The 23794-nt window shown below is 36.4% G+C and carries 26 protein-coding genes; 16 read left to right on the top strand and 10 right to left on the bottom strand.

Features of this window, described 5'->3' with window-relative positions; translation table 11 throughout:
• Window positions 1–254: 254 nt before the first annotated feature.
• Window positions 255–1712, top strand: a complete 1458-nt coding sequence (locus F4V44_RS06500) for a DHA2 family efflux MFS transporter permease subunit (RefSeq protein WP_150439195.1) — start codon at window positions 255–257, stop codon at window positions 1710–1712.
• Window positions 1713–1779: 67 nt separating this feature from the next.
• Here F4V44_RS06500 and F4V44_RS06495 read toward each other — a convergent pair whose 3' ends face one another.
• Together F4V44_RS06495 and F4V44_RS06490 are read right to left on the bottom strand one after the other, a co-directional pair.
• The gene (locus tag F4V44_RS06495; protein ID WP_150439194.1) at window positions 1780–2259 is read right to left on the bottom strand and encodes a CBS domain-containing protein; all 480 of its coding nucleotides are present in this window, start codon (window positions 2257–2259) and stop codon (window positions 1780–1782) included.
• A gap of 529 nt (window positions 2260–2788) precedes the next feature.
• Window positions 2789–3232 (bottom strand): MarR family winged helix-turn-helix transcriptional regulator, encoded by a 444-nt coding sequence (locus tag F4V44_RS06490; RefSeq protein WP_150439193.1) that lies wholly within the window; start codon window positions 3230–3232, stop codon window positions 2789–2791.
• Window positions 3233–3436: 204 nt separating this feature from the next.
• On the opposite strand from F4V44_RS06490, the gene F4V44_RS06485 reads away from it, so the two are divergent.
• Both F4V44_RS06485 and F4V44_RS06480 read left to right on the top strand, forming a co-directional pair.
• Window positions 3437–3931 carry a CarD family transcriptional regulator gene (locus F4V44_RS06485; protein WP_150439192.1) on the top strand — a complete coding sequence of 165 codons (495 nt, stop codon included), beginning with the start codon at window positions 3437–3439 and terminating at the stop codon, window positions 3929–3931.
• A gap of 208 nt (window positions 3932–4139) precedes the next feature.
• Window positions 4140–5312: a DUF4317 domain-containing protein gene (locus F4V44_RS06480; RefSeq protein WP_150439191.1), complete on the top strand. Its 1173-nt coding sequence runs from the start codon at window positions 4140–4142 to the stop codon at window positions 5310–5312.
• Between the two features lie 134 nt (window positions 5313–5446).
• Here the strand turns inward: F4V44_RS06480 and F4V44_RS06475 are convergent, their stop codons facing one another.
• The gene (locus F4V44_RS06475) at window positions 5447–5677 is read right to left on the bottom strand and encodes an ABC transporter (protein WP_150439190.1); all 231 of its coding nucleotides are present in this window, start codon (window positions 5675–5677) and stop codon (window positions 5447–5449) included.
• Between the two features lie 195 nt (window positions 5678–5872).
• Here F4V44_RS06475 and F4V44_RS06470 point away from each other — a divergent pair, with 195 nt between their 5' ends.
• From F4V44_RS06470 to wrbA, 3 genes are all read left to right on the top strand, one after another.
• Window positions 5873–6520, top strand: coding sequence for a cyclase family protein (locus tag F4V44_RS06470; RefSeq protein ID WP_150439189.1), 648 nt, complete (start codon window positions 5873–5875; stop codon window positions 6518–6520).
• Window positions 6521–6632: 112 nt separating this feature from the next.
• Window positions 6633–7595 (top strand): LacI family DNA-binding transcriptional regulator, encoded by a 963-nt coding sequence (locus tag F4V44_RS06465; protein WP_150439188.1) that lies wholly within the window; start codon window positions 6633–6635, stop codon window positions 7593–7595.
• A gap of 273 nt (window positions 7596–7868) precedes the next feature.
• Window positions 7869–8480, top strand: coding sequence for an NAD(P)H:quinone oxidoreductase type IV (wrbA, locus tag F4V44_RS06460; protein ID WP_150439187.1), 612 nt, complete (start codon window positions 7869–7871; stop codon window positions 8478–8480).
• 107 nt (window positions 8481–8587) lie between these two features.
• Here wrbA and F4V44_RS06455 read toward each other — a convergent pair whose 3' ends face one another.
• Complete coding sequence (locus F4V44_RS06455) at window positions 8588–10024, bottom strand: glycoside hydrolase family 1 protein (protein WP_150439186.1); 1437 nt, start codon at window positions 10022–10024, stop codon at window positions 8588–8590.
• Window positions 10025–10303: 279 nt separating this feature from the next.
• On the opposite strand from F4V44_RS06455, the gene F4V44_RS06450 reads away from it, so the two are divergent.
• From F4V44_RS06450 to F4V44_RS06430, 5 genes are all read left to right on the top strand, one after another.
• Entirely contained in the window at window positions 10304–11029 is a 726-nt protein-coding gene (locus F4V44_RS06450) for a MurR/RpiR family transcriptional regulator (RefSeq protein WP_150439185.1), read from the top strand.
• A 430-nt stretch (window positions 11030–11459) separates the two neighbouring features.
• Complete coding sequence (locus F4V44_RS06445) at window positions 11460–12632, top strand: sulfite reductase subunit alpha (protein ID WP_150439184.1); 1173 nt, start codon at window positions 11460–11462, stop codon at window positions 12630–12632.
• Between the two features lie 164 nt (window positions 12633–12796).
• Window positions 12797–13207, top strand: coding sequence for a MarR family winged helix-turn-helix transcriptional regulator (locus tag F4V44_RS06440; RefSeq protein ID WP_191090596.1), 411 nt, complete (start codon window positions 12797–12799; stop codon window positions 13205–13207).
• Window positions 13208–13223: 16 nt separating this feature from the next.
• Window positions 13224–14441 (top strand): MFS transporter, encoded by a 1218-nt coding sequence (locus F4V44_RS06435; RefSeq protein ID WP_150439182.1) that lies wholly within the window; start codon window positions 13224–13226, stop codon window positions 14439–14441.
• 114 nt (window positions 14442–14555) lie between these two features.
• Window positions 14556–15020, top strand: coding sequence for a hypothetical protein (locus F4V44_RS06430; RefSeq protein WP_150439181.1), 465 nt, complete (start codon window positions 14556–14558; stop codon window positions 15018–15020).
• Window positions 15021–15063: 43 nt separating this feature from the next.
• Here F4V44_RS06430 and F4V44_RS06425 read toward each other — a convergent pair whose 3' ends face one another.
• Entirely contained in the window at window positions 15064–15843 is a 780-nt protein-coding gene (locus tag F4V44_RS06425; protein ID WP_150439180.1) for an enoyl-CoA hydratase/isomerase family protein, read from the bottom strand.
• A 282-nt stretch (window positions 15844–16125) separates the two neighbouring features.
• Here F4V44_RS06425 and F4V44_RS27275 point away from each other — a divergent pair, with 282 nt between their 5' ends.
• Window positions 16126–16269 carry a hypothetical protein gene (locus F4V44_RS27275; RefSeq protein WP_191090595.1) on the top strand — a complete coding sequence of 48 codons (144 nt, stop codon included), beginning with the start codon at window positions 16126–16128 and terminating at the stop codon, window positions 16267–16269.
• 201 nt (window positions 16270–16470) lie between these two features.
• The gene (locus tag F4V44_RS06420; protein WP_150439179.1) at window positions 16471–17250 is read left to right on the top strand and encodes a Cof-type HAD-IIB family hydrolase; all 780 of its coding nucleotides are present in this window, start codon (window positions 16471–16473) and stop codon (window positions 17248–17250) included.
• A gap of 73 nt (window positions 17251–17323) precedes the next feature.
• On the opposite strand, the gene F4V44_RS06415 is transcribed toward F4V44_RS06420, so the two are convergent.
• From F4V44_RS06415 to F4V44_RS06405, 3 genes are all read right to left on the bottom strand, one after another.
• Window positions 17324–18163, bottom strand: a complete 840-nt coding sequence (locus tag F4V44_RS06415) for a chemotaxis protein (RefSeq protein WP_150439178.1) — start codon at window positions 18161–18163, stop codon at window positions 17324–17326.
• A gap of 118 nt (window positions 18164–18281) precedes the next feature.
• Entirely contained in the window at window positions 18282–18698 is a 417-nt protein-coding gene (locus tag F4V44_RS06410; RefSeq protein WP_150439177.1) for a hypothetical protein, read from the bottom strand.
• A gap of 237 nt (window positions 18699–18935) precedes the next feature.
• Window positions 18936–19529, bottom strand: coding sequence for a DUF502 domain-containing protein (locus tag F4V44_RS06405; RefSeq protein ID WP_150439176.1), 594 nt, complete (start codon window positions 19527–19529; stop codon window positions 18936–18938).
• Window positions 19530–19722: 193 nt separating this feature from the next.
• On the opposite strand from F4V44_RS06405, the gene F4V44_RS06400 reads away from it, so the two are divergent.
• From F4V44_RS06400 to F4V44_RS06390, 3 genes are all read left to right on the top strand, one after another.
• Window positions 19723–20706: a ketoacyl-ACP synthase III gene (locus tag F4V44_RS06400; RefSeq protein ID WP_150439175.1), complete on the top strand. Its 984-nt coding sequence runs from the start codon at window positions 19723–19725 to the stop codon at window positions 20704–20706.
• A gap of 248 nt (window positions 20707–20954) precedes the next feature.
• On the top strand, window positions 20955–21878 hold the full coding sequence (locus F4V44_RS06395) for an AEC family transporter (protein ID WP_150439174.1): 924 nt from the start codon (window positions 20955–20957) through the stop codon (window positions 21876–21878).
• A 358-nt stretch (window positions 21879–22236) separates the two neighbouring features.
• Window positions 22237–22647: a hypothetical protein gene (locus F4V44_RS06390; RefSeq protein ID WP_150439173.1), complete on the top strand. Its 411-nt coding sequence runs from the start codon at window positions 22237–22239 to the stop codon at window positions 22645–22647.
• A 119-nt stretch (window positions 22648–22766) separates the two neighbouring features.
• Here the strand turns inward: F4V44_RS06390 and F4V44_RS06385 are convergent, their stop codons facing one another.
• Both F4V44_RS06385 and F4V44_RS27270 read right to left on the bottom strand, forming a co-directional pair.
• Window positions 22767–23117 (bottom strand): DUF805 domain-containing protein, encoded by a 351-nt coding sequence (locus F4V44_RS06385; protein ID WP_150439172.1) that lies wholly within the window; start codon window positions 23115–23117, stop codon window positions 22767–22769.
• A gap of 176 nt (window positions 23118–23293) precedes the next feature.
• The coding region (locus tag F4V44_RS27270; RefSeq protein ID WP_191090594.1) for a hypothetical protein at window positions 23294–23794 on the bottom strand (501 nt) is incomplete at its 5' end.

Here is a 23794-nt window from a genome sequence, read left to right as displayed (position 1 = left end):
TGTCTTCCTTTCCTATAACTAAAAAAGCAATTTCAATCGTCAATTAAGTTGACAATATAAAATAAATAACTTATAATTATTTTTTGTAAACCAGGTTGATAATATTAAGGGGCAGGAGAGAGGTAATGATCTATTCAGAATAGTACTCTGAATAAGAACATGATTTAGAGAATTCTTGATTTTTCGAAAGCACTATTGAAATAGTGTAAAACAGACCGGTTGGTTTAATTTAATTAATAAAAAAGGGGATTAGTATGAGTACACAAATTCAAGTTAAAAATCCAAAAACAATGGCAGCGATTTTAATGCTTGGCGCCTTTATTGGATTATTTGGTGAAACAGCCTTAAATATGGCGTTAACAAATGTTATGGAACAATTTTCAATCAAAGAGGCCACCGCACAATGGCTGACAACAGGCTATTTATTAACATTAGCTATTTTAGTACCCATTTCAGCACTATTAATGAAATGGTTCAGCACACGCCAATTAGTTATCGGAGGACTTGTGATCTCGATGGCTGGAGCAATTCTAGCAGCCTTCTCTCCCAATTTCGCTATCTTAGAAACCGGTCGTATTGTACAAGCAATGGGAACAGGCATTATCATGCCGGTCATGGTAAGTGTTCTTTTAGTGATATTCCCGATTCATAAACGTGGAGTTGTCATGGGAATTATGGGTCTTGTAATTACCTTGGGACCAGCTTTAGGACCAACTCTTTCCGGTGTCATTATTAGTACGTTAGGATGGAATTATATTTTCTGGATCAGTGCAGCTTTTTATATACTCTTGACTCTTGCTGCTGTAGCTAAAATTGTCAATGTTGGGGAAATTACAAAACCTAAAATTGATGTATTATCGATTGTTTTATCAACAGTAGGTTTTGGCGGTTTAATTTATGGATTAGCTTCAATGGCAGGTGCGCCGTTTACAGCTCCTATTGTTTGGGTGCCATTACTAGCAGGGATGATTGCTCTATTATTATTTGGATTTCGCCAAAATTCAATGGATAAGCCTATGGTTAATTTAGCCGTATTCAAACAGCCAATGTTCACATTAGGAACAGCGATGATGTTCTTAAGTATTTTAGTTATTTTATCAACGGGGATTTTGCTACCGATGTATCTAAAGGGATCTTTATTATTTAGTGCTGCAGCAGCTGGTTTAATACTACTTCCAGGTAATGCCGTTAACGTAATTATGTCACCAATTGTTGGAACACTATTTGAAAAAATTGGGCCAAAGAAACTAGCCATTGCTGGATCCCTCATTGTATTGATTGGGAATATTATTTTTGTTGCTTCTATTTCAGCAACAACACCTGCTTGGCAAATTATCTTAGCCTTTATGGTTCTATTCTTTGGATTAACAATGGTAACCATCCCAGCACAAACAAATGGACTCAATGCCTTGCCACGTGAGTTATATGGGGATGGTTCAGCCGCTATGAACACATTGAACCAAGTAGCTGGTGCAGCAGGTACAGCAATTGCTATTACACTATTAACAGCCGGTCAAACTAGTTTTGCAGCGGGTGCTCCAGATGCCGTGCAGACTGAAATATTAGCGGCGGGAGTAAAATATACGTTCTACTTTGTTACAGGAATTTCAGTGATTGCCTTAATCTTGTCATTATTTATGAAAAAACCTAATGCAGTACAGGAAAAATCTCCTTCTGCTTTGAAAGCAACAGAACCTGTTCACGAAAAGTAAATGATAGATTGATTGTGAAAAAACCATTCGTAAAGTGATTTTACGAATGGTTTTTTTTATGATAGTTTTAGCCGAACAAGGAAAAAACTTCATTTTCAGGCTGTAATAATCGTTTCGAAATGTTATGTATCAAATCGCCTCTGCTAATCACACCAACCACTCTGCCAGCCCCGTTAACAACCGGCAGCTTTTTGACATGATGCTTGGATAGCAAACAAATAGCCCTTTCAAAGTCTTCATCGGGTGATACGTAAAGCAGATTTCTTTTCGTCATAATTTCTTTTACTTGTGTATTCAATTTTTCCTGTAAAACTTCCTCTTTGTCCCCATCTTCGATTATATAAACGAGGCTGGCAATCCCGAGTGGTTTTGGAGATAAATAGCGTAATACGTCTCCATCTGATACCATGCCAACTAAATGGCCTTGATCATCAATGACTGGTACGCCGCCAATTCGATTTGAATTCAATATGTCTAATAATTCCCTGATCGTATCCGTTGGCTTTACTGCAAAAACTTTTCTAATCATAAAGTCGTACACTTTCATTTTGGATTCCCTCCTTGCTATGTAACCGCATACATTTAACTATATTTGTATCTTAACACAAATGCCTCTTTCCTCGTAATTGAAAAATGATGGCATAGGGAGCTTTTTCATAAAGTTATGATTCTCTTTTTTTATCCTTAGTGTTGCGTTAAATTACCTCAATACTAGTGTAGAGGTATAAAAAAACGTAGTATTCAGAAAAGTTATTTAGTCTAGTATACTAGACCGAGTGGTACGGAGGAGGGTAATTATAGAAATGGATACAAAATCGCTAATCATTACTATTTCGACAACCATGGATGCTCACATATTTCCCAGAGGAGATTCGAACTGAGATAGGGGAGAAAAATGTAGATGCAAAGTTTGCTTCTGCTTTTCCTCCATTAAAGAATGAAATTATCTCTGTCGAAGGTGGTGAAAAATTAACGGGACATGGGGATTCTCCTCTAGTATGGCACACAGTGATTCTGTACTTGGTTAACTAGTGGTACAAACATGCGGATACAAAAGGGGAAACTTTCCAGATTAATTATTGTTTTTCATTATATAATCCCCAGTCTAATTTTAGAATCTCAGTTAAAAGAGATAAGTTTTCTGATCCAATCTTTGCTTCAATTTTTTTCTCTAAAGTAGCTTTTAATGCTTCATTTTTTTCATAGCATTCTTCTCCTAATGGAGTCAAACATAAGCATTTTTCTTTTTTATTATTTTCCACGTTATGAATTTCAACCAATCCTTTAGATTCAAGGCTTTTGATAAATTTATGTGTGGCCTGCCGTGAGATGTCAACATGCTTTGATACATAAGAAATGGTTGGCTGTTTTTTATAGATTCTAGCCATAATAAACCATTCGGAATTGGAAATATAGATTTCACTGCTATCATTCCATAATTTTTCGGTAATGCTGCGAAGCAGAAAATGGCGTTCACTTAGGATATCGACTAAATCTAGGTGCTGAAATTTAGAATTCAAGAAACTCACCCCTGTTCTTATTAAGGCAACTATATAAAATACAGTAATGGATTTCAACCAGATTGACAATCATATGTATTCATTATTTGCTATTTTCACTATACGAAAGGCTGTGAAAATTGTCAATTAAGTTGACGATATTCACGTAATAATCTATAATTAATATTGTAAACTAAGTTGATAATGAAAAAGAGGAGAAATAATATGTTTGAAATTGGTGATGTGATTGTCTATTCAGAGCACGGATTATGTCAAATTGATGAAATATGTGATCAAACGATTTCAGGAATAACTAGAACGTATTATGTTTTACATCCGTTGACTGAGTCGACATTGAAAATAAGTACACCAGTGGATAATGATAAAGTTATCATGCTGAAGCCGATGGATAGGGATAAGGCTGAAGAATTATTAAAGTCCTTTAAACAGCCGGGAATGGACTGGATTGACGATGCAAAACAACGCAGCATGACATATAACCGCCTTGTTAAAACAGGAAATCGTCAGGAAATTGCCCAAATAGCCAATACATTGATGAGAAAAGATTTAGAACTAAAGCTGACCAACAAGAGAATCTATGATCAAGACCGTAAGCTCCTGCACACAATTCAAAAAATATTGTTTAAAGAAATGGCTTTGTCATTGAATACCACTTTCGAGGAAATCGTTGATAAGGTAACCAAAATGATGAGAGTTTAAATTTTTTATGCTGTTAAAAAGTAAAATAGAGTAAATCAACTAACCATTCGTGAAAGAGAAATTTTGCGAATGGTTTTATTTTTGAAAGAACTCCTGTAATCCAATAGTATTTAGGCATCTTTCGTTCAATCGTTATGAAACAGAAGAATATCAAGTATTACTATTTTCTCGACTGAACAGTATAATCAAGGAATGGGAGTTGATACATATGAATAAAAAAGACATTGCAAATATCCGCAAGGAATTTAAACTAGATAATTACAAGCTGAATATTCGAGAAATCTTTAATGTCTATGTAAAAAGTGAATCTGGAGAGATTTATCATTATGAAAGCCAGCCCTTTCAAATGTTAGAGCAGGAAATTCAGGAATTGTTTTTAGCAAACTTTAAAAAAGTTTTGACCGGTCAGCTGGATTCTAAATTATTTGAGCTGAAATTTAAGCGGGATGTGGAGAACAGTACACAAGCCATTCTCTACGAAGGATTACATTCGGACACGACGGATGATTGGACACAATATATGCTTCAAATTGTCATGAAAATGTTCACTCATACCATCTATGACTTTGATACAGTCGTGACGTTTATTCGCGGGGATTATCGAAAACCGACCAAAAAAAGGGGTCTGGAATCGGAAGAGGGAGGGGATGATGAGGTTTATTCCAGCCAGTTTGTTCTATGCAGTTTGAATAAAATTGATCAGCCGAAACGAACGCTGCTGTTTGATTACATTGAAAAGGAATTTAAACCGAATCATACGGTCGATCCTATTTTAAATATTGCTTCACCATTATCAGGCTTTTTGTTCCCTGCTTTTTCGGATAATTCAGCGGATGTGAATCATATTCTCTATTCTGCTGGTAAAGCTAATCAGCCTGATTTTGGTTTTATTGATGAGGTACTTAATTGCGAGGAATTTATTACAGCAGCAGAGGAGAAGGACTGCTTCGAGCTTATCTTAAAAAACGTGATTGGGGACGAAGTGGATACAAGGGTCATTTCCAATGTCTATCAGGAACTGGATAAGATGCTGCAGGATAAAGAAGAAGAGGAAGAGGAAAAGGAAGAAACAGAAGCGCCCATGATTGATCATCGGGACATTGAACGGATTTTAACGGTCAGCGGCGTGGAAGATGTGAGTACCGCTAAGGTTGAACATGCATTTAAGGCGGTTGTAGATGATGAAAATCATGAGTTCAAAGCAAGCAGCTTAGTTCCAAAAAACATTAAAATTGAAACGAAGATTGCGAATGTGACAATCAGCCCGAAAGATTTGAAATATATCAAATATATTACGTTTGAAGGAAAACGGTGCCTCTTACTTGAAGTCGATGAGGATGTCGTCGTTGAAGGATTTAGATTAGAATCTGAGACTCTTTAATCGGTTTCCTATGATTTCTCCTATCATTATATTTGTTGGTCTCTGTTTACAGGGACCAACTATCTCTTGTAGAACAGGGTAAAAATCTATAAAAACAGCCTCTATTTAAAGAGACTGTTTTTATTAGTACCTGTTTAGTCGCGGGAATAGTGCCATGCTCTCTTGAAAACGTATAGTCCGAAAATGAGAAAAGCAAGGAAACCGACAAGCGCAACAAGGACGTTAATAATGGTTACTAGGATTCCGGTTAGTCCAAGCAATCCTAAAAAGCCGCTAATGGTCCCAGATATTGCTAGCCATAACCAGATTACGCCAGTTAATAAACCAAGGAAAATTCCAAAAATGCTGGAGGAAGATAAGCCCATATTTTTTCACCTCCTACGTGCTTGTTCATTATTAAAGTATGCGGTTGATATAAAACTTGTTTAAAAAAATCACGAAAAAGGGCATTTATAGTAATAAAAACTATTACATTGGAGGAAGAAGTATCTAGAATCATAAATGTTAAATAGAGATATTAAAATATCAATACATATTGGTTTGAAAGTGAGGTTCTTAACATGAAGGTGATTGATTTAACCCATACAATATCTGAAAATATGCCTGTATATCCGGGAACGGAGACACCAAAATTAGAGGTGGCCAATACATATGAGACAAATGGCTTCAAGGAAACCCTTCTGACTATGTTCTCCCACACGGGAACTCATATGGATGCGCCATCCCATATTTTTGCGCACCGAACCACATTAGATGCCTTTCCGGTCGAACAATTCATTGGAAAAGGGTTGGTCATTGATTGCAGCGAGTTAGGAGAAGGTCAAAGAATTACGATGAGTTATATTGAAGCAGTAAAAGAGAAAGCGGATCAGGCAGAATTTCTTTTATTTTATACGGGATGGGACAACCACTGGGGGACAAATACCTATTTTGGCGACTATCCCGCTATCACCGAAGAGGTTGCCGACTATTTAATCAGCTCGAAGAAAAAGGGTGTCGGGCTTGATGTGATTGGGATTGATCCGATTTCGGATGAACATTTGACCATTCATCATAAGCTGTTTGCTGAAACGGAAATCGTTGTGATTGAGAATCTTGCGAGATTAGGTGAAATTGGAAATGAGTTATTTACTTTCTTTGCTCTGCCGTTGAAATATGAGAACTCAGATGGAGCGCCCATTCGTGCCGTGGCTGTATTAAATAAATAGGTAATTGGCGCACGATTAGCTTGAAAAAGTTATTTAGTGCGCCTTTTTAGGTAAAGTATAAAGCTTGAAATGCATTTCAGTGCAAGAGAAAGGTTTTAATAAAGGTGAGTCTATGGCAAATATAAAAGATATCGCAAAGATGGCAGGTGTGTCTGTTACAACTGTTTCTCGCGTATTAAATAACCATCCGTATGTCAGTGAAGAAAAAAGAAAAGCTGTTAAACATGCAATGGAGGCATGTAATTACCAGCCGAATCTGAATGCTGTACATTTAAGTAAAGGAGAAACATTTCTAATCGGTGTGGTGATTCCATTTACAAACCATCCTTATTTTGGATTGTTAGTAGAAGGAATAGCGAATGAGGCAGTTAAAAATAATTATAAACTGATCCTTTTTCAAACGAATTATGAGGAAGAGCGGGAAATCGAAGCGTTAAAGATGCTGCAGTATAAGCAGATTGATGCCTTGATTATTTGTTCGAGGAAATGTACATGGAACACTATTGAGGAATATGCAGCATACGGTCCAATTGTTCTTTGCGAGGATTCGAGAGGGAAGAATGTTTCCTCCATCTATATTGATCATTACCAAACCTTTTCTAAAGCATTAGCGTATTTACATAATAAAGGTCATCAAAAAATTGGATATTGTGTTGGTAGAAGGTCCGGAGCTAATAGTAAACTAAGAGGAAAAGCATACAAAGATTTTTTACGAGAAAGAAAGGAACCATTTAATCATGAGTACGTTTTCTATGATTGTCTAAAATTTGAAGATGGAGTACAAGTCGTGCAAGAGTTAATGAAGATGAGCAGCCCTCCCACAGCTTTATTAGTAACAAGCGACATGGTAGCTGCCGGAATGATAACTTATTGCAAGGAAATAGGTGTAAAAGTCCCTGAAGAGCTTGCCATTATGGGATTTGATAACCAGCCAATTGCAAAAATTATGCATATTACTACGATGGAACTCCCGTTAGTGGAAATGGGCAGAAAGCTATTTTTACAAGCAATAGACAATAAGGAGTCCTCCCATGAAGAGATTAAAGTTAAATTAATTGAAAGAAAAACTGTATAAATGATTGAATAGGCGTATGATGCAAATGGTTCATACGCTATTATTGTTTAATGACTAGTTGGATTGATAGAAATAGCGATGTGAAAATACCTTGAATTAAAGAATATTTATTTAGAAGCAATAATAAAATAAATTAATCTTATAACTTTTGAAGATTACTCAGCGTTCGCTTTTCTAAAAAAGGAATATGAATACGCACCGCACGGAATAGAAATAATATGTTGGTATTTTAGTTAAGCTATTTGGAAAATCATCAAAAAGGAGACCAAAGAAATGGCAAATGTAAAATTAGCCGTCATTTTTTACAGTATGGGCGGAACAAACTATCAGCTGGCCAAATGGGCCGAAGAAGGTGCTAAAGAGACAGGTGCAGAAGTAAAGGTTTTAAAAGTGGAAGAGTTGGCTCCAGAATCTATAATTCAAAAAAATGAAGTATGGAAAAAAACCGTTGAAGCAACAAAAGATGTCCCTATTGCAACAGGTGACGATATTGAATGGGCAGATGCTATTATTTTCAGTGTTCCTACTCGATTTGGCAATATGCCATCCCAAATGAAGCAATTCCTTGATATTCAAGGCGGACTATGGGCAACAGGTAAAACAGTCAACAAAGTCGTAAGTGCCATGACTTCCGCGCAAAATCCGCACGGAGGGCAAGAAGCAACGATTTTATCACTCTACACTTCAATGATGCACTGGGGTGCTATCATTGTACCGCCTGGTTACACAGATCAGGTTCTCTTTGGAGCAGGAGGAAATCCATACGGAACAAGTGTGTCAGTTGACCAAAATGGAAAAATGATCGAGGACGTACAAGCCGCAGTCAAGCACCAGGCAAAACGCACGGTAACAGTAGCTGAATGGGTGAAAAGAGGCAATCAATAAAGTGAAACTTCCATCAGTGGGGGTCTTACTGCTCATTAAGAGTGGGATAAATAAAAAAATGCTGATCGAAATCTTTCGATTAGCATTTTTTTATTACATATATAGATTTATAAATTTTGTCCATTTGAAGCAATGACATCCTTATACCAGAAAAAGGATTGCTTCTTTTTCCGCTCTAATGTGCCGCTGCCATCGTCATGCTTATCTACATAAATGAAACCATATCGTTTGGAGAACTCTCCGGTTGACATACTAACCATATCAATACAGCCCCAGCTCGTATAGCCCATTAATTCAACGCCATCTTCAATGGCTTCACCCATTGCTTTAATATGTTCACAAAGATAGTCTATACGATAGTCATCATTAATTGTGCCGTCTTCTTCTGTTTTGTCATAAGCTCCTAATCCATTCTCCACAACAAACAGCGGTTTCTGGTAGCGATTATATAATTTGTTCAAGCTGATTCGCAGTCCTATTGGATCAATTTCCCAGCCCCAGTCACTCGCATGTAAGAACGGATTTCTTATGCCACCGATAATATTTCCTTGAGTCGCTTCCTCCTTTGTCTTTACTTTCTTTTCTGTACGGGACATGTAATAGCTAAAGCCAATATAATCTACTGCACCTTCCTTTAGTAATTCTAAATCGCCGTCTTGTATTTCCAATTCAATCTGATGTTCTTTAAAGTATCTCTTCATGAATGCCGGGTACTCACCCCGAACTTGTACATCTGCACAAAAGTAATTGAACAAATGCTCCTCTTGTAGTGCATACATAACATTTTCCGGATTACTATCAAAGGAATAGACAGGGGCAAAAAGAATCATACAGCCAATTTGAGAATGGGGAATCATCTCATGGCATAATTTAACAGCCAATGCGCTGGCAACAAATTGGTGGTGGTACGCCTGAAAAGTAGGCTGGTATTTATCCTCTTCCTTTTGAATAGAAAAACCAAGTCCATTAATCGGCATTACTAAAGCGCTGTTGATTTCATTAAACGTCATCCAGTACTTTACTTTATTCTTATAACGATTAAAAATAGCTTTTACATATCTTTCGAAGAAAGTAACAACTTGACGGCTTCTCCACCCTCCATATTCTTTAACGAGATGAAGGGGCATTTCATAATGGGAAAGGGTTACGACCGGTTCAATCCCGTACTTGTGCAATTCATCTAACACACGATCGTAAAAGATAAGGCCATCTTCGTTTGGCTCTAGTTCATCTCCATTTGGAAAAATTCTTGTCCAGGCAATGGACATACGAAATGCTTTAAAACCCATCTCCGCAAACAACCTAATATCCTCTTGATATCGATGATAGAAGTCAATCGCTTCATGATTGGGATAGTAGTATTGATCCTGATGGATTTCAAAGTCGAAACCGGCATTCATTAATATATTTAAACGCTCCTTTCCGCCAGGAAGAACGTCTGCAACATTTAATCCTTTATTACCTTCTTGAAATCCGCCTTCAATTTGATTTGCAGCAGTAGCTCCGCCCCATAGAAACCCTTTTGGAAATGAATAGGTTTTCATTACGATACCTCCAGAAATTTATTTCTTTATTTACTATTTGTTTTTTGAGTAAAATTAATTTTTTTCTTTAGTAGTAAGGTTATAATCGTTAAAAAAATCATATCGACGTTTTGCAGAATAGTAAATGAACAGAGGGAAACTTGTTTGTTATAACGGAGAAAGGAATTTGTTACATGAATGTAACGCCATGTTTCATGAAAGAAGGGTATGTTAAAATGGCGCTAGGGCTTTGGCAGCGATTGTACTAAATCACGTAAGGAGGGGAGATTTCTAAATATCATGTTTACAAATGAAATCATTTCAACTTTTAATGAATTAGAAATTTCTTTGTATAATTATATTGTTCAACATAGTGAAAAAGTGGCTTATATGCGGATTCGTGAGTTAGCGGATGAAACCCATGTATCAACGACTACGATCTTACGTTTTTGCAGAAAACTACAGTGTGAGGGTTTTTCCGAATTCAAGGTAAAGCTAAAAATGCATTTAAAAGAGAAAAAAATAACGAGCATAAAAAGTTCCCAACAATCTATAGTAGAATTTTTTGAGAGGTCGTTAAAAGGGGATTTAGATGAAATCATTAGAAAGGCAGCAGATCTTATTTTCAAAGCGGATAATGTTATCTTTATTGGAATTGGAAGCTCGGGTATTCTAGCTGAATATGGTGCAAGGTACCTCTCAAGTTTAGGGACTTTTTCGTTGTATATTAAAGACCCCCATTTTCCAATTTATTCCAAAATCAGTCGTAATAGCGTGACTATTGCTCTCTCAGTATCAGGAGAAAATGAATTTACAGTTACACATCTTAACCAATTAAAACAAGAAGGAAGTCAAATTATCAGTATTACAAATGATAAACTCTCAACTATTGCGAAAATCTCTGATATAAATATTTCCTATTACGTTACAGAGGAATTTGTGGAAGAATCGAATATTACGACGCAAGTACCCGTTGTTTATATTTTAGAGGGTATTGCTCGCGAGATCTACAGGCTGAATCAATAACTTCATGAATCGATATGCTTTAATTCTTGCGATTATTATTTCATTCAGTATGTCCTGGCTTACGGAAAAATTGTCAGTAATCAGTTTAGGGAAAAACTATATAAAGATAATTTTAAAATTTAGAATGGAATGAATTTTTATCATTAGTAAAATCATGAAACCCCGTTAAATATTCAGGGGGTATAATATGTTACATAGGCAAATACTGACTATATAGCATTGAGAACTGAAACTCGTCCTGATAGAGTGATAAATGACCTATATTTTCTTATGCGGAAATTTCTTATTGAGAGAAAGTAGACTAATTTGTATAATAATACTGTTAATACACTAATTTTGTTATACAAATTATTCCGAATGAAAAGAAAAAACATATCAGAATTTGTCAACTTATGTTATCCTATTTTATATAATTTCTTGAGGTGAGATCATGCAAAATACTGTAGTAAGTACTGAAAAAAGAACAGCTCCAGCTGTATATTCAAGAACAAATCCATTTCAAGCTAGAGTCCTTAAAAATATTAATTTAAATGGAGAAAGTTCTGCAAAAGAAACAAGACATATTGAAATTTCACTAGAAGGATCTGGTCTTACGTATGCACCAGGCTATGCTCTTGGAATTGCTCCATCTAATGACCCACAGTTAGTTTCAGCCATTCTTGAGGAAATGAACTGGGATGGGGAAAATGCTGTTATCATTAATAAACAGGGTGATACAATGCCGCTAAAAGAAGCGTTAACAGCGTATTTTGAAATTACGCTTCTTTCTAAAAAAATATTGCAACAGGCGGCTGAATTCACAGAAAATGAAGAATTACAAAAGCTTATCTTAGTAGAGAATGCTGACCAGCTGAAGGAATATACGAATGGCCGCGACCTTCTTGATATGCTGCGTGATTTCGGTCCATGGAATGCTTCAGCACAAGATGTTATCTCTGTTTTAAGAAAGATGACGCCGCGTCTATACTCCATTGCCAGCAGTATTGCTGCGCATCCAAATGAAGTACATTTAACCATTGGTGCAGTTCGCTACACAGCTCATGGACGTGAGAGAAAGGGCGTTTGTTCTGTACAAGTGGCTGAACGTATTCAAGAAGGAGATACACTTCCTGTATTTGTTCAGCCGAATAAACACTTCCACTTACCTGAATCAGGAGATAAAGATATTATTATGGTCGGTCCTGGGACAGGCATTGCACCGTTCCGTTCTTTTATCGAAGAACTTGCCGTAACGAATGCATCAGGAAAGTCATGGTTATTCTTTGGTGACCAGCATGAAGCTACTGATTTTCTATATAAAGAGGAATTGGAAGCTTATCAAAAAGATGGTGTACTTACAAAAATAGATACTGCTTGGTCTCGTGATACAGAGAAAAAAGTATATGTTCAAAATAAAATGCTTGAAAACAGCAAAGAGTTGTTTGAGTGGATTCAAAATGGAGCGTACTTCTACGTATGCGGTGATAAACAAAGAATGGCGAAGGATGTCCACAGCGCACTTATTGATGTGATAGAAAAAGAAGGTGCGATGTCACGTGAAGATGCTGAAGCCTATTTAAATGATATGCAAAAGCAAGGTCGCTATCAGCGTGATGTTTATTAATTCAACAAAATAATTGTAAAACTCTCTATTGCCGAATGGACGGTGATAGAGAGTTTTTTTGTTTAGTTGATTTCATGATAAAGAAAAACCCGTAATTATGGACAAATTGTGAAAAAGGGAGTATATTAGTTACCTAGGTAACTAATATGGTCGGAGGTTTTTATTTGTCACTTTCATTTTTTCATCAGCACTTACAGTTTTCCAGAAGTTTTACAAAAAAATTAAATGAACAGTTAGCGAGTGTTGGCTTATATCATTCCCAATGGATTATTGTTTATTATTTAAAACAATTTGGTGCTTCTACACTTGTGGAAATCAGTCAATATATTGATGTGGAAAAACCAACCATCACACGTACGGCTAATCGATTAGAAGAAAACCAACTAATAGAGAAGGTTCCGAGTAAAGATAAGCGTGAACGAAAAATTCGACTAACCGAAAAAGGCAATCTTGTTTATCAGGAAGCAAAAAAGGTTGTTGATGAATTCGAAAATCAACTGTTAGCGGAAATCTCGATGACAGATTTAGAAACAACGCTACGAACGATACAACAATTAAAAGAAAAACTGAAATAATGGAAGAAGGGATAAGATGAATCAAAAACCTAAATTATGGACAAAAGATTTTGTAATGGTATCCATGTCCAATTTTTTATTATTTATCTCATTTTATATTTTAATGGTGACACTAGCTGTTTACTCTATTGACAAATTTCATGCTTCTCAAAGCGAAGCTGGTCTTGCTTCTAGTATCTTTGTCCTCGGGGCAGTCATTGTAAGACCGGTGGCAGGGAGAATGATTGAACGAGTGGGGAAAAAGAGGCTGTTGCTTTTTGGGTTGAGTTTATTCCTAATTATGATGTTATTGTATTTTCCAATCAATAGCTTACCACTGTTGCTGCTGATTCGTTTTATTCATGGGTTTGCTTTTGGTATTGCTACAACAGCAACAGGAACGATTGCTGCAGATATTATTCCTATGTCCCGTCGTGGGGAGGGAATGGGATATTTTGCAACAAGTGTGAATTTGGCTATGGCTGTGGGACCATTTCTAGGATTATTCATTAGTCAAAATTTCAATCACAGCGTTATTTTTGTGGTTACAACTTTTTTTTCTGTTATAGCAATCATAGCTACACTATTTTTACACATTCCAAAGGTGAATACAGAAACTAAGCCAACTCAGATGAAGAAGGGGTTTCATCCAAGTGATTACTTTGAAAAAAGTACCATTCCTATTGCCATTCTTGTGGCTATTTTCGGATTTGCTTACTCAAGTATTTTATCTTTTTTAAGTACGTATGCAGAAGAAATCCATTTAGCGGATGCAGCTAGTTTTTTCTTTGTGATGTACGCTGTGTTTTTGTTACTAACAAGACCTTTTACAGGAAAATGGTATGATTTAAAAGGCGAAAATAAGATCATCTATCCATCGATTTTTCTGTTTGGTTTAGGGATAATCATTTTGAGTCAAGCGCAGCATGGGATTACCTTGCTGATTGCAGGAGCAGTAATTGGCATCGGTTTTGGAACATTTCAGTCAAGTGCGCAAACCGTTGCCGTTAACTTGGCTCCTCGGAATAGAATTGGTTTGGCTACATCAACCTTTTTTGTTTTTTATGATTTTGGGATTGGAGTCGGTCCCTTCCTATTGGGATTTATTCTGCCGCTTATTGGCTTTCGCAGTTTATATATGAGTATGGCAGCTATCGTCTTTTTTGGTATTATTCTTTATTATCTAGTACATGGCAAGAAAGCTTCAAAATTACAAAAAGAAAATCAACAATCAAAAGATGTAAAAGTAGGATAATAACGAAAGGGGAAGGATCTATTGTTTCTTTATGAGGAATGGATCCTTCTTTTTGCATGGGAACGAACATTATGTCTGTTACATAGGATAGGATATCCAAAGCGGGGTGATGTAGTGAAGAAGTCACTTAAAGTATTTATTCTGGCTTATCTTTCCCTGTTGTTTTTTGGCAGTTTTATAATGGTCGGAGCATTATGGACAGGTGCACTGGAACAGTCGCTGCCCTTTGTTTCTAAAATTAAGGTTTTTTTATATTACTTTTTTGCTGGATCCATTGGAGGATCATTACGGCATCTTTATATGTTCTGCACATACTATATGAAAAATGAATTAAATAATTACCGTGAGTGGATTAGGTATGTGTTTTATCCAATTTTTGCAACAGGTACAGCTGTGATTGCTGTATTGTTAATTGACAGTGGAATTTTATTTATCGAGTTTATAGAATATAGTGATACCCCATATGTTCAAATCAGTATATCCTTTTTTGTTGGATTTGGATTCAATCGGTTTGTTAACAAGCTGAATGCGGTGTCACAAGATATATTTCAGACAAATAAAAATAATGATAACCAATAAAAGGCTGCCCTTTCATAGGGACAGCCTTTCGTCTAGATTTTTACTATTTACCTGTATATTTAGCCGTTCTGTTTTCTAAACGTGCAGCCATACCTTCCCGGCGGTCTTGCGTAGCAAAAGCGGCATCATAGCATGCTGCTTCAATTGTTAGTGCTGATTCAAGGTCAACATTAGAACCTGTTTGAACAGCTGCTTTCATCATTCTTAACGCAACCGGTGCTTTTTGTGCAAGTTCTTCAGCCCATTCTTTTGCAGTTGAAAGGACTTGATCATGAGGAACGACTTTATTAACAATTTGCAGTTGATAAGCACGCTCTGCATCAATAAATTTTCCAAAGTATAGTAATTCCTTAGCGGTACCTTGCCCAACAATCTTTTGAATTCGCTGTGTACCGCCGCCTCCTGGAATGACGCCTAAATTGATTTCAGTGAAAGCAAATTGTGCTTTCTCAGAAGCGATGCGTAAGTCGCAAGTTAAAGCAAGCTCAAAGCCGCCCCCGCGTGCCTCGCCATTGATTGCAGCAATCACAGGCTTTGTTAAGTTTTCTATTCTTGAGAAAGAAACTCTCGTCACTTGTGTTAAATTCATCATGCCAACGGTATCTAAATCGACCATTTCATGAATATCCGCTCCAGCTACAAATGCCTCATCGCCAGCTCCTGTCAGCACAATGGCTCGTACATCTGGATTTACTTCTAATTCCCCCATGAGCCTAGTGATTTCCTGATATACCTGTGTATTTAATTGATTACCTGGTGAATGATTGATAGTAACAACGGCCACACGATTTTCGATTTCGCAAAGTAAGTATTGATAGCTCATTATGTAAACCTCCATAAATGTATTAGGTTGTAATTAGAAAACCTATGCTTTTATGCCTTAAGAATCATTCTCAAACTGTAAAACTAGCTTGTTTGATTTAGAGCATAAGATTCATTGAACTTCCATTTTCCATGATATCAATAGTGAATCCTTTTTGTAAATGGAGTTTTGTGAATTTTCTTTTTCATTTTACCAGCTTTATTGGCTTTCATTCACCTGAAGGAAACATAGTCAACAAGGAAGATGAAAATAATAATAGAAAAAGGAAAGGAAGATTTAGCAATGAACAATAAAGATGACCAAACGAGCAAGGGGCTTAATCAAATAATGGAAATCATTAATGCAAAAGGGGATGAAGGAGAATTAAAGCAAATAGTTGAAACATCAAAGCAGGATGCTAATCAAAGGAAAACAGATGAAAAATAAAGGCATGGGGACGGTGGTATGGCTTTTGTGAAGCCATACCACCGTCCCCATACTTTCTTTAATGAATGAGTCGGGAAGATTTGTATTAATTATAATTTTTCAAAATAGTTGACATGAAACGGGTTTCATAAGTTAGACTCGTACTAATTGAATGTCTGGCAAAATAGATGAACAAATTTTATTGCGAAAGAAGGATTACTAATGACTGAAACAAGTGTAATTTTTTTTGATATAGATGGAACCTTGCTTAATCATGAAAAAGAATTGCCTCAAAAGACGAAAGAAGCCGTTTTTCAATTGAAGGAGGCAGGACATGTGGTTGCAATTGCTACAGGAAGAGCTCCCTTCATGTTTGAGGATTTAAGAAAAGAATTGGATATTCAAACATATGTTAGCTACAATGGCCAATATGTTGTATTAAATGGACAAGTTGTATATGCGAATCCATTAAACATTTCCTCTCTTTTACAGCTAACAGAAAGAGCGCTTGCAAATAATCATCCTGTTGTATTTATGGACCATGAAGATATGAAGGCAAATGTTCCTGAGCATAGTTATATTAATGAGAGTATTACTACCCTGAAAATTGATCGTTTTCCTTCCCATGATCCGTATTATTACGAAGAACGAGACTTATATCAGACGCTCCTTTTTTGTCCGGAAGGGGAAGAGAAACAGTATGAACAAGAATTTAAAGACTTTGATTTTATTCGTTGGCATCCTGTGTCAGTGGATATCCTCCCAAAAGGTGGCTCAAAGGCCATTGGTATTCAAAAGATTGTGGAACAGTTAGGTTTTCCTCCTGAGCGTCAATATGCATTTGGGGATGGATTGAATGATATTGAGATGCTGACAAATGTGAAAAACAGTATCGCTATGGGGAATGCGGAGGATTCCGTAAAGGAAGCAGCTAGATTTGTTACAAAATCCGTTGAAGAGAATGGGATTTATCATGGTCTTCAAATGGTGGGACTTTTATAAACTAGAGAAGGTAAAATGAATGGGGACGAATCGGCTGCTTCTAAATCGGGAAGCAGCCGATTCGTCCCCATGGTTATTTATTTATTTCCAACCATGTCCTGATGAGCCCATTGACGATTGGTTTAATGACAGAATGTGATGTCCAGTATTTAGCATGGGAAAGAGGATTCCAACCAGTCAGGAGTCCTCCGACAGCGGCTTGATAGTCTTTTACATATTGACTTCCGTATAAAGGTTCGAGCGGATAGGCAATAATATCATCCTTATCATAAAAATTAATCCATTCACCTATATTTGCATAACGATCTTTCATTTTCTTTGCCGGCACTTCAATGGGCCGGTCAAATTCATCATAACTAATACTCCATAGAGCAATGGGACTTCCCATTGTATAGAATAAGGTCAGGGTTTCACCTTTCACGAGAGGATTATCGAGTGGCTCTGCGATTCTTTTTCCCTGTTGGAGATCATAAAAATGGTCACTGGTAATTACAGTTCCAAGGCTGTGAGCAATCACGCATAAAGGTGCTTCCCCATCTCCGGTTTCGCAAGCCAGTTCATTTAACTTCTCATCTATTCTCGCGTGGATTTTTTTATAGAAGTTTTTTTGGGAAGGGGACCTTTGATAAGCGATAGCATCGGCTAATACGTGAATCATGGCACTTCGTAAAAGCATATAATCTAATTTTCTTGATTGGAACTTCTCCCAAAGAATGGTTTCTGGTTCTGCAAAAGTATCAGCCCAGCATATAGGTTTAATGACTATTTGTGATTCAGGAGCATGAATGTAAGGCTTTATTTTCCTTAAACGTTTGATAAAATGCTTTTTTAATTTCTCCTCCATCTCCATTGCAAAATCATCAGCCTGAGTTCCAATTCCATGAATGATGGCTACAGCTATTTTTCTAGACATCATCATACCCCCTATGATGAAAGTCACTACCCATTAAATGGTTATCATAAATATATGAATAACGGCTGTCTTTTAAAACAGGGGGTTGTTTTGGTGTTGGCACATCATTAGGAACATTTTATGGTTGAAGTTCGGTATTCCGCTCCTCTATGACATCCTGAATAATTTCAATATGCAAACCTGCCCAGGCCTGTTCACGAAAATGAAGGACAACGCTCATAATGAGAATAAACATATAAATAAAACTAAAGGGAAGCCAAAGAATACCACCCTCTCGAAAAAGAAATTCCTGTAATTTGCTTGAGAATAAAAAGATAAACCAAGGAATGGCTGTGACAAAGATGGGGATAATCCCGGAGCCATTTTTTTCTTTAATCATACGGTAATAAATTAATCTTAATAAATCGGTACTAACGGTTTGGTAAAAGGAACGAATTTCTTGAACCTCTGCTAATTCTTTTGTCTCTAAGAATTCTTTGTTATGTATTTTTGTTAGTTTAAGATACAGCTTATGGGCATCTCCACGAAATGACATAGCAATCATCTCCTTAGAAAAAAGTACGCATTAGAAACGAATAATACTCGTAATCCCAATCATTTTGCAGATTCAATAAGATATGATATTAATTCTAGGTTATACAGCTTCACGATTATTAAACCGTTATTTTCTAATTAGTTAAAACTTAAAAGGTACCAGGCAGAAATAATTCTAAACTTTGTAACGGAGAAAAACGCACCTATTTTTCAATAAGTGCGTTCTTAGATTTATGTATTAATCTAAGGATTTTTCTCCTTGACTGGACGTCATGCCTCCTGATAATACAAATTTCATTGCATCCTCAGGTTTTACGTCAATGACTTCGACCTGTTCTTTTGGGATTAATAAAGTAATACCGGCTATTTGAAAGGTTTGTTGGACATAGATAGCTACATAATTCTTTAATGGATCATAAAAACCTTGCAAATCTTCTGTCGTGATAAAACCAATCGTTTTGACTTCTGTTCCAGGAATTGTAACAATGGCTACCTTTGAAAAAGATTTTTTCTCTCCAAGAAAAGAATGGAAAGTGTCCTTGATAACAGAATAAATCGTTTTGACTAACGGAATCTTTTCTAACAGTCTGTCAATCATACGGAAGAGAGTCCCTGTAAAAACCTTTGTAGACAACCAACCTAAAATAGTAATTAAGATAAATGTAAACAGTAATCCAATCCCAGGTATGTAATCATCCTTTAAATAGGGTTTTAAATAATTGCCAAGCAGACCGTCTAAAACCATAAAAATTTTAAAGACGACATAGATAACTAAAATAATGGGAACAATTGTTAAAAGTCCTTTAATAAAATTTTGCAAAATCCTTTTCATTCTTACCTGCTCCTAACGTCTTTTCATCAACTAATCTATTATCCCTTGAACTAGTTTCTGAATCAAGACCTTAAATGGCTCAGTTAAACAAGTAGCCCTTTTTTCATGAATTGAATTCAAATTAGTATCTAGTGTTAATAATAAGTGTTAAAATAAGGGAAATTACTATATTATGAATTCTAGGGGGTATTTAATGATTTTATCAAAAGCTCGTATTACTGCAATTGGTTCATATGTCCCTGAAAGAAAATTAACAAATGATGAGTTAGAAAAACTAGTTGAAACAGATGATGAATGGATTGTTAAACGAACAGGTATTAAAGAACGCAGAATCGCACAAGAGGATGAGTATACGAGTGATATTGGATATAAAGCTGCACTGAACTTAGTCGAGAGATATGATAGGTCACTTGAAGATGTTGATATGATCATTGCCTGCACGATGACTCCTGATTTCAAAACCCCAAGTGTCGCCTCATTAGTCCAAGCAAAACTAGGAATCAAACATACTGGAGCGATTGATGTAAATGCTGCTTGTTCAGGCTTTGCTTATGGACTGCATGTAGCAAACAGTTTTATCACATCTGGTTTGCATAAGAAAATTCTTGTTATTGGAGCTGAAACTCTTTCAAGAATTACAGATTATGAAGACCGGACGACCTGTATATTATTTGGTGACGGCGGAGGAGCTGTACTGGTAGAATATGATGAAGAACAGCCGAGTTTCCTTTCTTTTCATCTAGGTTCAGAAGGGGAAAAGGGAAAAAATTTATATTGTTCTAATTTATCCAAAAGCATGTTTGAAGAAGACATAACTAATAGTAATAAATTTGTGCAAAATGGCCGTGAGGTCTATAAATGGGCAGTGACGACTGTGCCAAGAGGAATGAAAGCAGTCTTGGAAAAAGCCTCTATGCCATTAAGTGATGTAAACTGGTTTATACCACATAGTGCAAATCTAAGGATGATTGAATCCATCTGTGATAGATCAGATTTTCCAATTGAGAAAACGTTATACAGTCTTGTGGAGTACGGAAATACGTCGGCAGCAACTATCCCTTTATCACTTGATAAAGGAATACGTGAAGGAAAGATTAATAATGGGGATATTTTATTACTATATGGCTTCGGCGGGGGATTAACACACGCAGGATTGCTCATTCGATGGAATATCTAAAGAGGAATGTTCAGGATTGGAAGAAATCATTCTTTGTGCAAAAAGTCGAATGTGACGTTAACATAAACTTGTCACGTTCGGCTTTTTTTATTAATTAATCTTCTTATTATTAAGAATATTGTAGTATAATATTGGAATATGAAAAATGAATAAACGATAGATATTACACTGTTATATCATGAATTTTCAATTCACTTGTCTTTTCGGAATCGTTTCTCATTAAAGTCGTCGGAGAGGAATTTATCATCATGATTCAAAATGTTTTTTCAACTCTTTTCCAAGTGCTCGTCCCACTTGCGCTGCCAGTTATTGCTGGTGCATTACTAAGCAAATACAAGCAGCTTGATATTAAACCGCTTTTAGTTTTAGTTTTATATTATTTTACTCCGGTTGTTATCTTTGATACGTTAATAAATGCGGAAGTGTCTCATCAGGATGTTTATCAGACATTTGCTTTCTCGCTGTTAAATCTATTATTACTATGGGGAGCGGCAAATGGGTTAGGGAAACTGCTTCGATTATCGCAAAATGATATTGCTGGACTCACACTTATTTCGGCTTTTACAAACTGTGTCAACTATGGGATACCGCTTATTTTACTTGCATTTGGACAGCTGGGACTGGACAAGGCATCCGTCTTTATAGTCTTGCAAATGATTATTGTTAATACAGTAGGTATCTACTTCGCTGCCCGTTCACACTTTACGATTAAAAATGCCATTAAATCTGTTTTTTCATTACCGGCCATTTATGCTGCTGTGCTGGCATTTTTACTTCGTATTTTTGATATTCCGATTCCAAGCGGTATTGCAAGTGGTTTTTCAATGATTGCAGACGCCTATTCACCCATTGTTTTAGCTATTTTGGGTGCGCAAATGATGAATGTGAAAACGGAAAAACTTGATCGAAAAACGCACACCGCTTACTGGACGGGTATGGGAATGAGAATGCTGATTGCACCAATCATCGCTTTAATTTGTTTATACATACTTAAAATTGATGGACTCTTATTCTCCGTGCTACTGATATTGGCATGTATGCCAGTTGCTGTGAATGCCGGTATATTAGCGTCAAAGTTTGATGCGTCTCCAAAAATCGTAACGAAAAGTATTCTTTGGACAACTCTTTTATCTTTTATTGTACTTCCATTTCTTATTGTTTTAGTCAAATAATAAATGAGTAGGGGATTCATGTATTCATTCATTAAAAAGACTTATTGCGGATTCATTTAACATTTACCTTTTTCAAAAGTTATTGTGATGAGTGTTGCTATATCGATATAAAAAAGTGTACAATCGGTAAGGGTAAAAATAAATCATATTGTATGGATGAGAATTATTTCTGTTGGTAACTTCTATATAGTATAATGATGATATAGAGACGAAAACTATTATACTAAGTATATGAGTCAAAAAGTGCTGCGAAAAGATGCATTCATAATCCATTTGTTAAGAGATTATTTATCTTTAATCGTTGATAATAATCCGTTGCCGCAAGCCGGCTAAATGTTATGAGGAGTTGATTGGAAAATTGTATCCCAAAATCGAATTTTCACAATTAGAACAAAAGATTAAGGATGAGGATGTTATATTGAAACAGCCGCCTGAAATAGAAGATCCAACTCTTTTACTTGAAAGGGAAGTGCGACTGACTCCTGAGTTTAATTTAAAACAATTAAGGATTCTAGCCCAAATGCTTTCAGTAGAAGAATGGGAAGATGCTGCTTCTTTTAAAATTAATTGGATTAATACGAATCCTAACTTACCTTTAAAGCGTTTTGTCTTATTTTATAATCAAAAAAAGCAGGTCCTTAAAAAGAAATATGTCTATAGAGGCAAACGAGAAGCGTTAATTGAGCAAAAGGAAAATATTTTTAAACAAAAACTGATTGGTTCTGCCCAACGAAAGGATGCAAGTATCCTTGGTGAAGGATTTAAATAATATGATTCATTCATAAAAATTGAGATTCTCTTGTTTAAAAGGGTTTGCAGGAAGCACTGTAAGCCTTTTTTTATGCAAAAAACCGCCTTTATTCAGGCGGTTTAGGTGTAATCGGATAACTAATAGTTGAACTTTGGATTCAAACCATATTGATTTTCCCCAGACTGGCTTTCCTGGCAGGCAAATACGATTAACACAATGGTACCGATAAAAGGAATAAAGGAAATAAGAAACCACCAACCGCTTTTTCCAATATCATGTAATCTTCGAACAAGTACAGCCAAGGATGGAAGGAAAACAGCTAAGCCATAAATTCCTGTTAAAACACCTGGGATTCCTAGAAGTAACTCCACGATAGAAAGGATACAGACAGCGATAAAATTCATAAGAACAAACATCCAATACTCCTGTCTTGTTGCGCGGCCTTGGAAACCTACATAATTTTTCAAAACCTTCAGATACCACTGCATATCAGAACGCCCCCTTGTAGTGAACTATGATGTCTATAGAATATATGTCCGAGGTTCAATCCTTATCACTTCAACCTTTCATCAAATTGATTGAAAACAGGAAATTAGGAGAATTAGAGGAGTGGTAGGCAGTGTAAAAGGGATACTATTTTCTGTATAAGGTTACTCTTTAATATTTATTTGTCTTGTAAATCAGGATTAACTTCTATCGAGATATCCGCGTTATTCATTGAAGATGAGTTATCAACTTCAACGGTTGGCAAATCTTGAGGGCTATTTTCAGGCAGAACTTCACTAGTGTCAGCGTCTGGAAGATTTTCAGTTTCGTACTGTTCTATTAAGTCTTCTTCAACCTCGTTGCCAGAGAGAATGACACCTATGTCATTTTCTGACTTGTTCTCTCCAGAGTCTGGAGTCTCATCTATGACTTCTTCCATAAGGGTCTCGCTAATCATGTCCTCAACGATTTCCCCATCGATTGCGTCTTCAACCGGAGCCTCATCGACCCTATCTTCAATTGGAGTCAGATCGACCGCGTCTTCAATCGGAGTCACATCAACTGCGTCTTCAACGATCTCCTCATCGACTGCGCCATCAACGATCTCCTCATCGCCTGCGTCTTCAACCGGAGCCTCATCGACCGCGTCTTCAATCGGAGTCACATCGACTGCGTCTTC

It is taken from the genome of Niallia endozanthoxylica (assembly GCF_008710145.1).
Taxonomy (GTDB): Bacteria; Bacillota; Bacilli; order Bacillales; family Cytobacillaceae; genus Bacillus_BD; species Bacillus_BD endozanthoxylica.
Note: the sequence above shows the minus strand (reverse complement) of the source record. Positions and strands in the feature narration are given on the sequence as shown.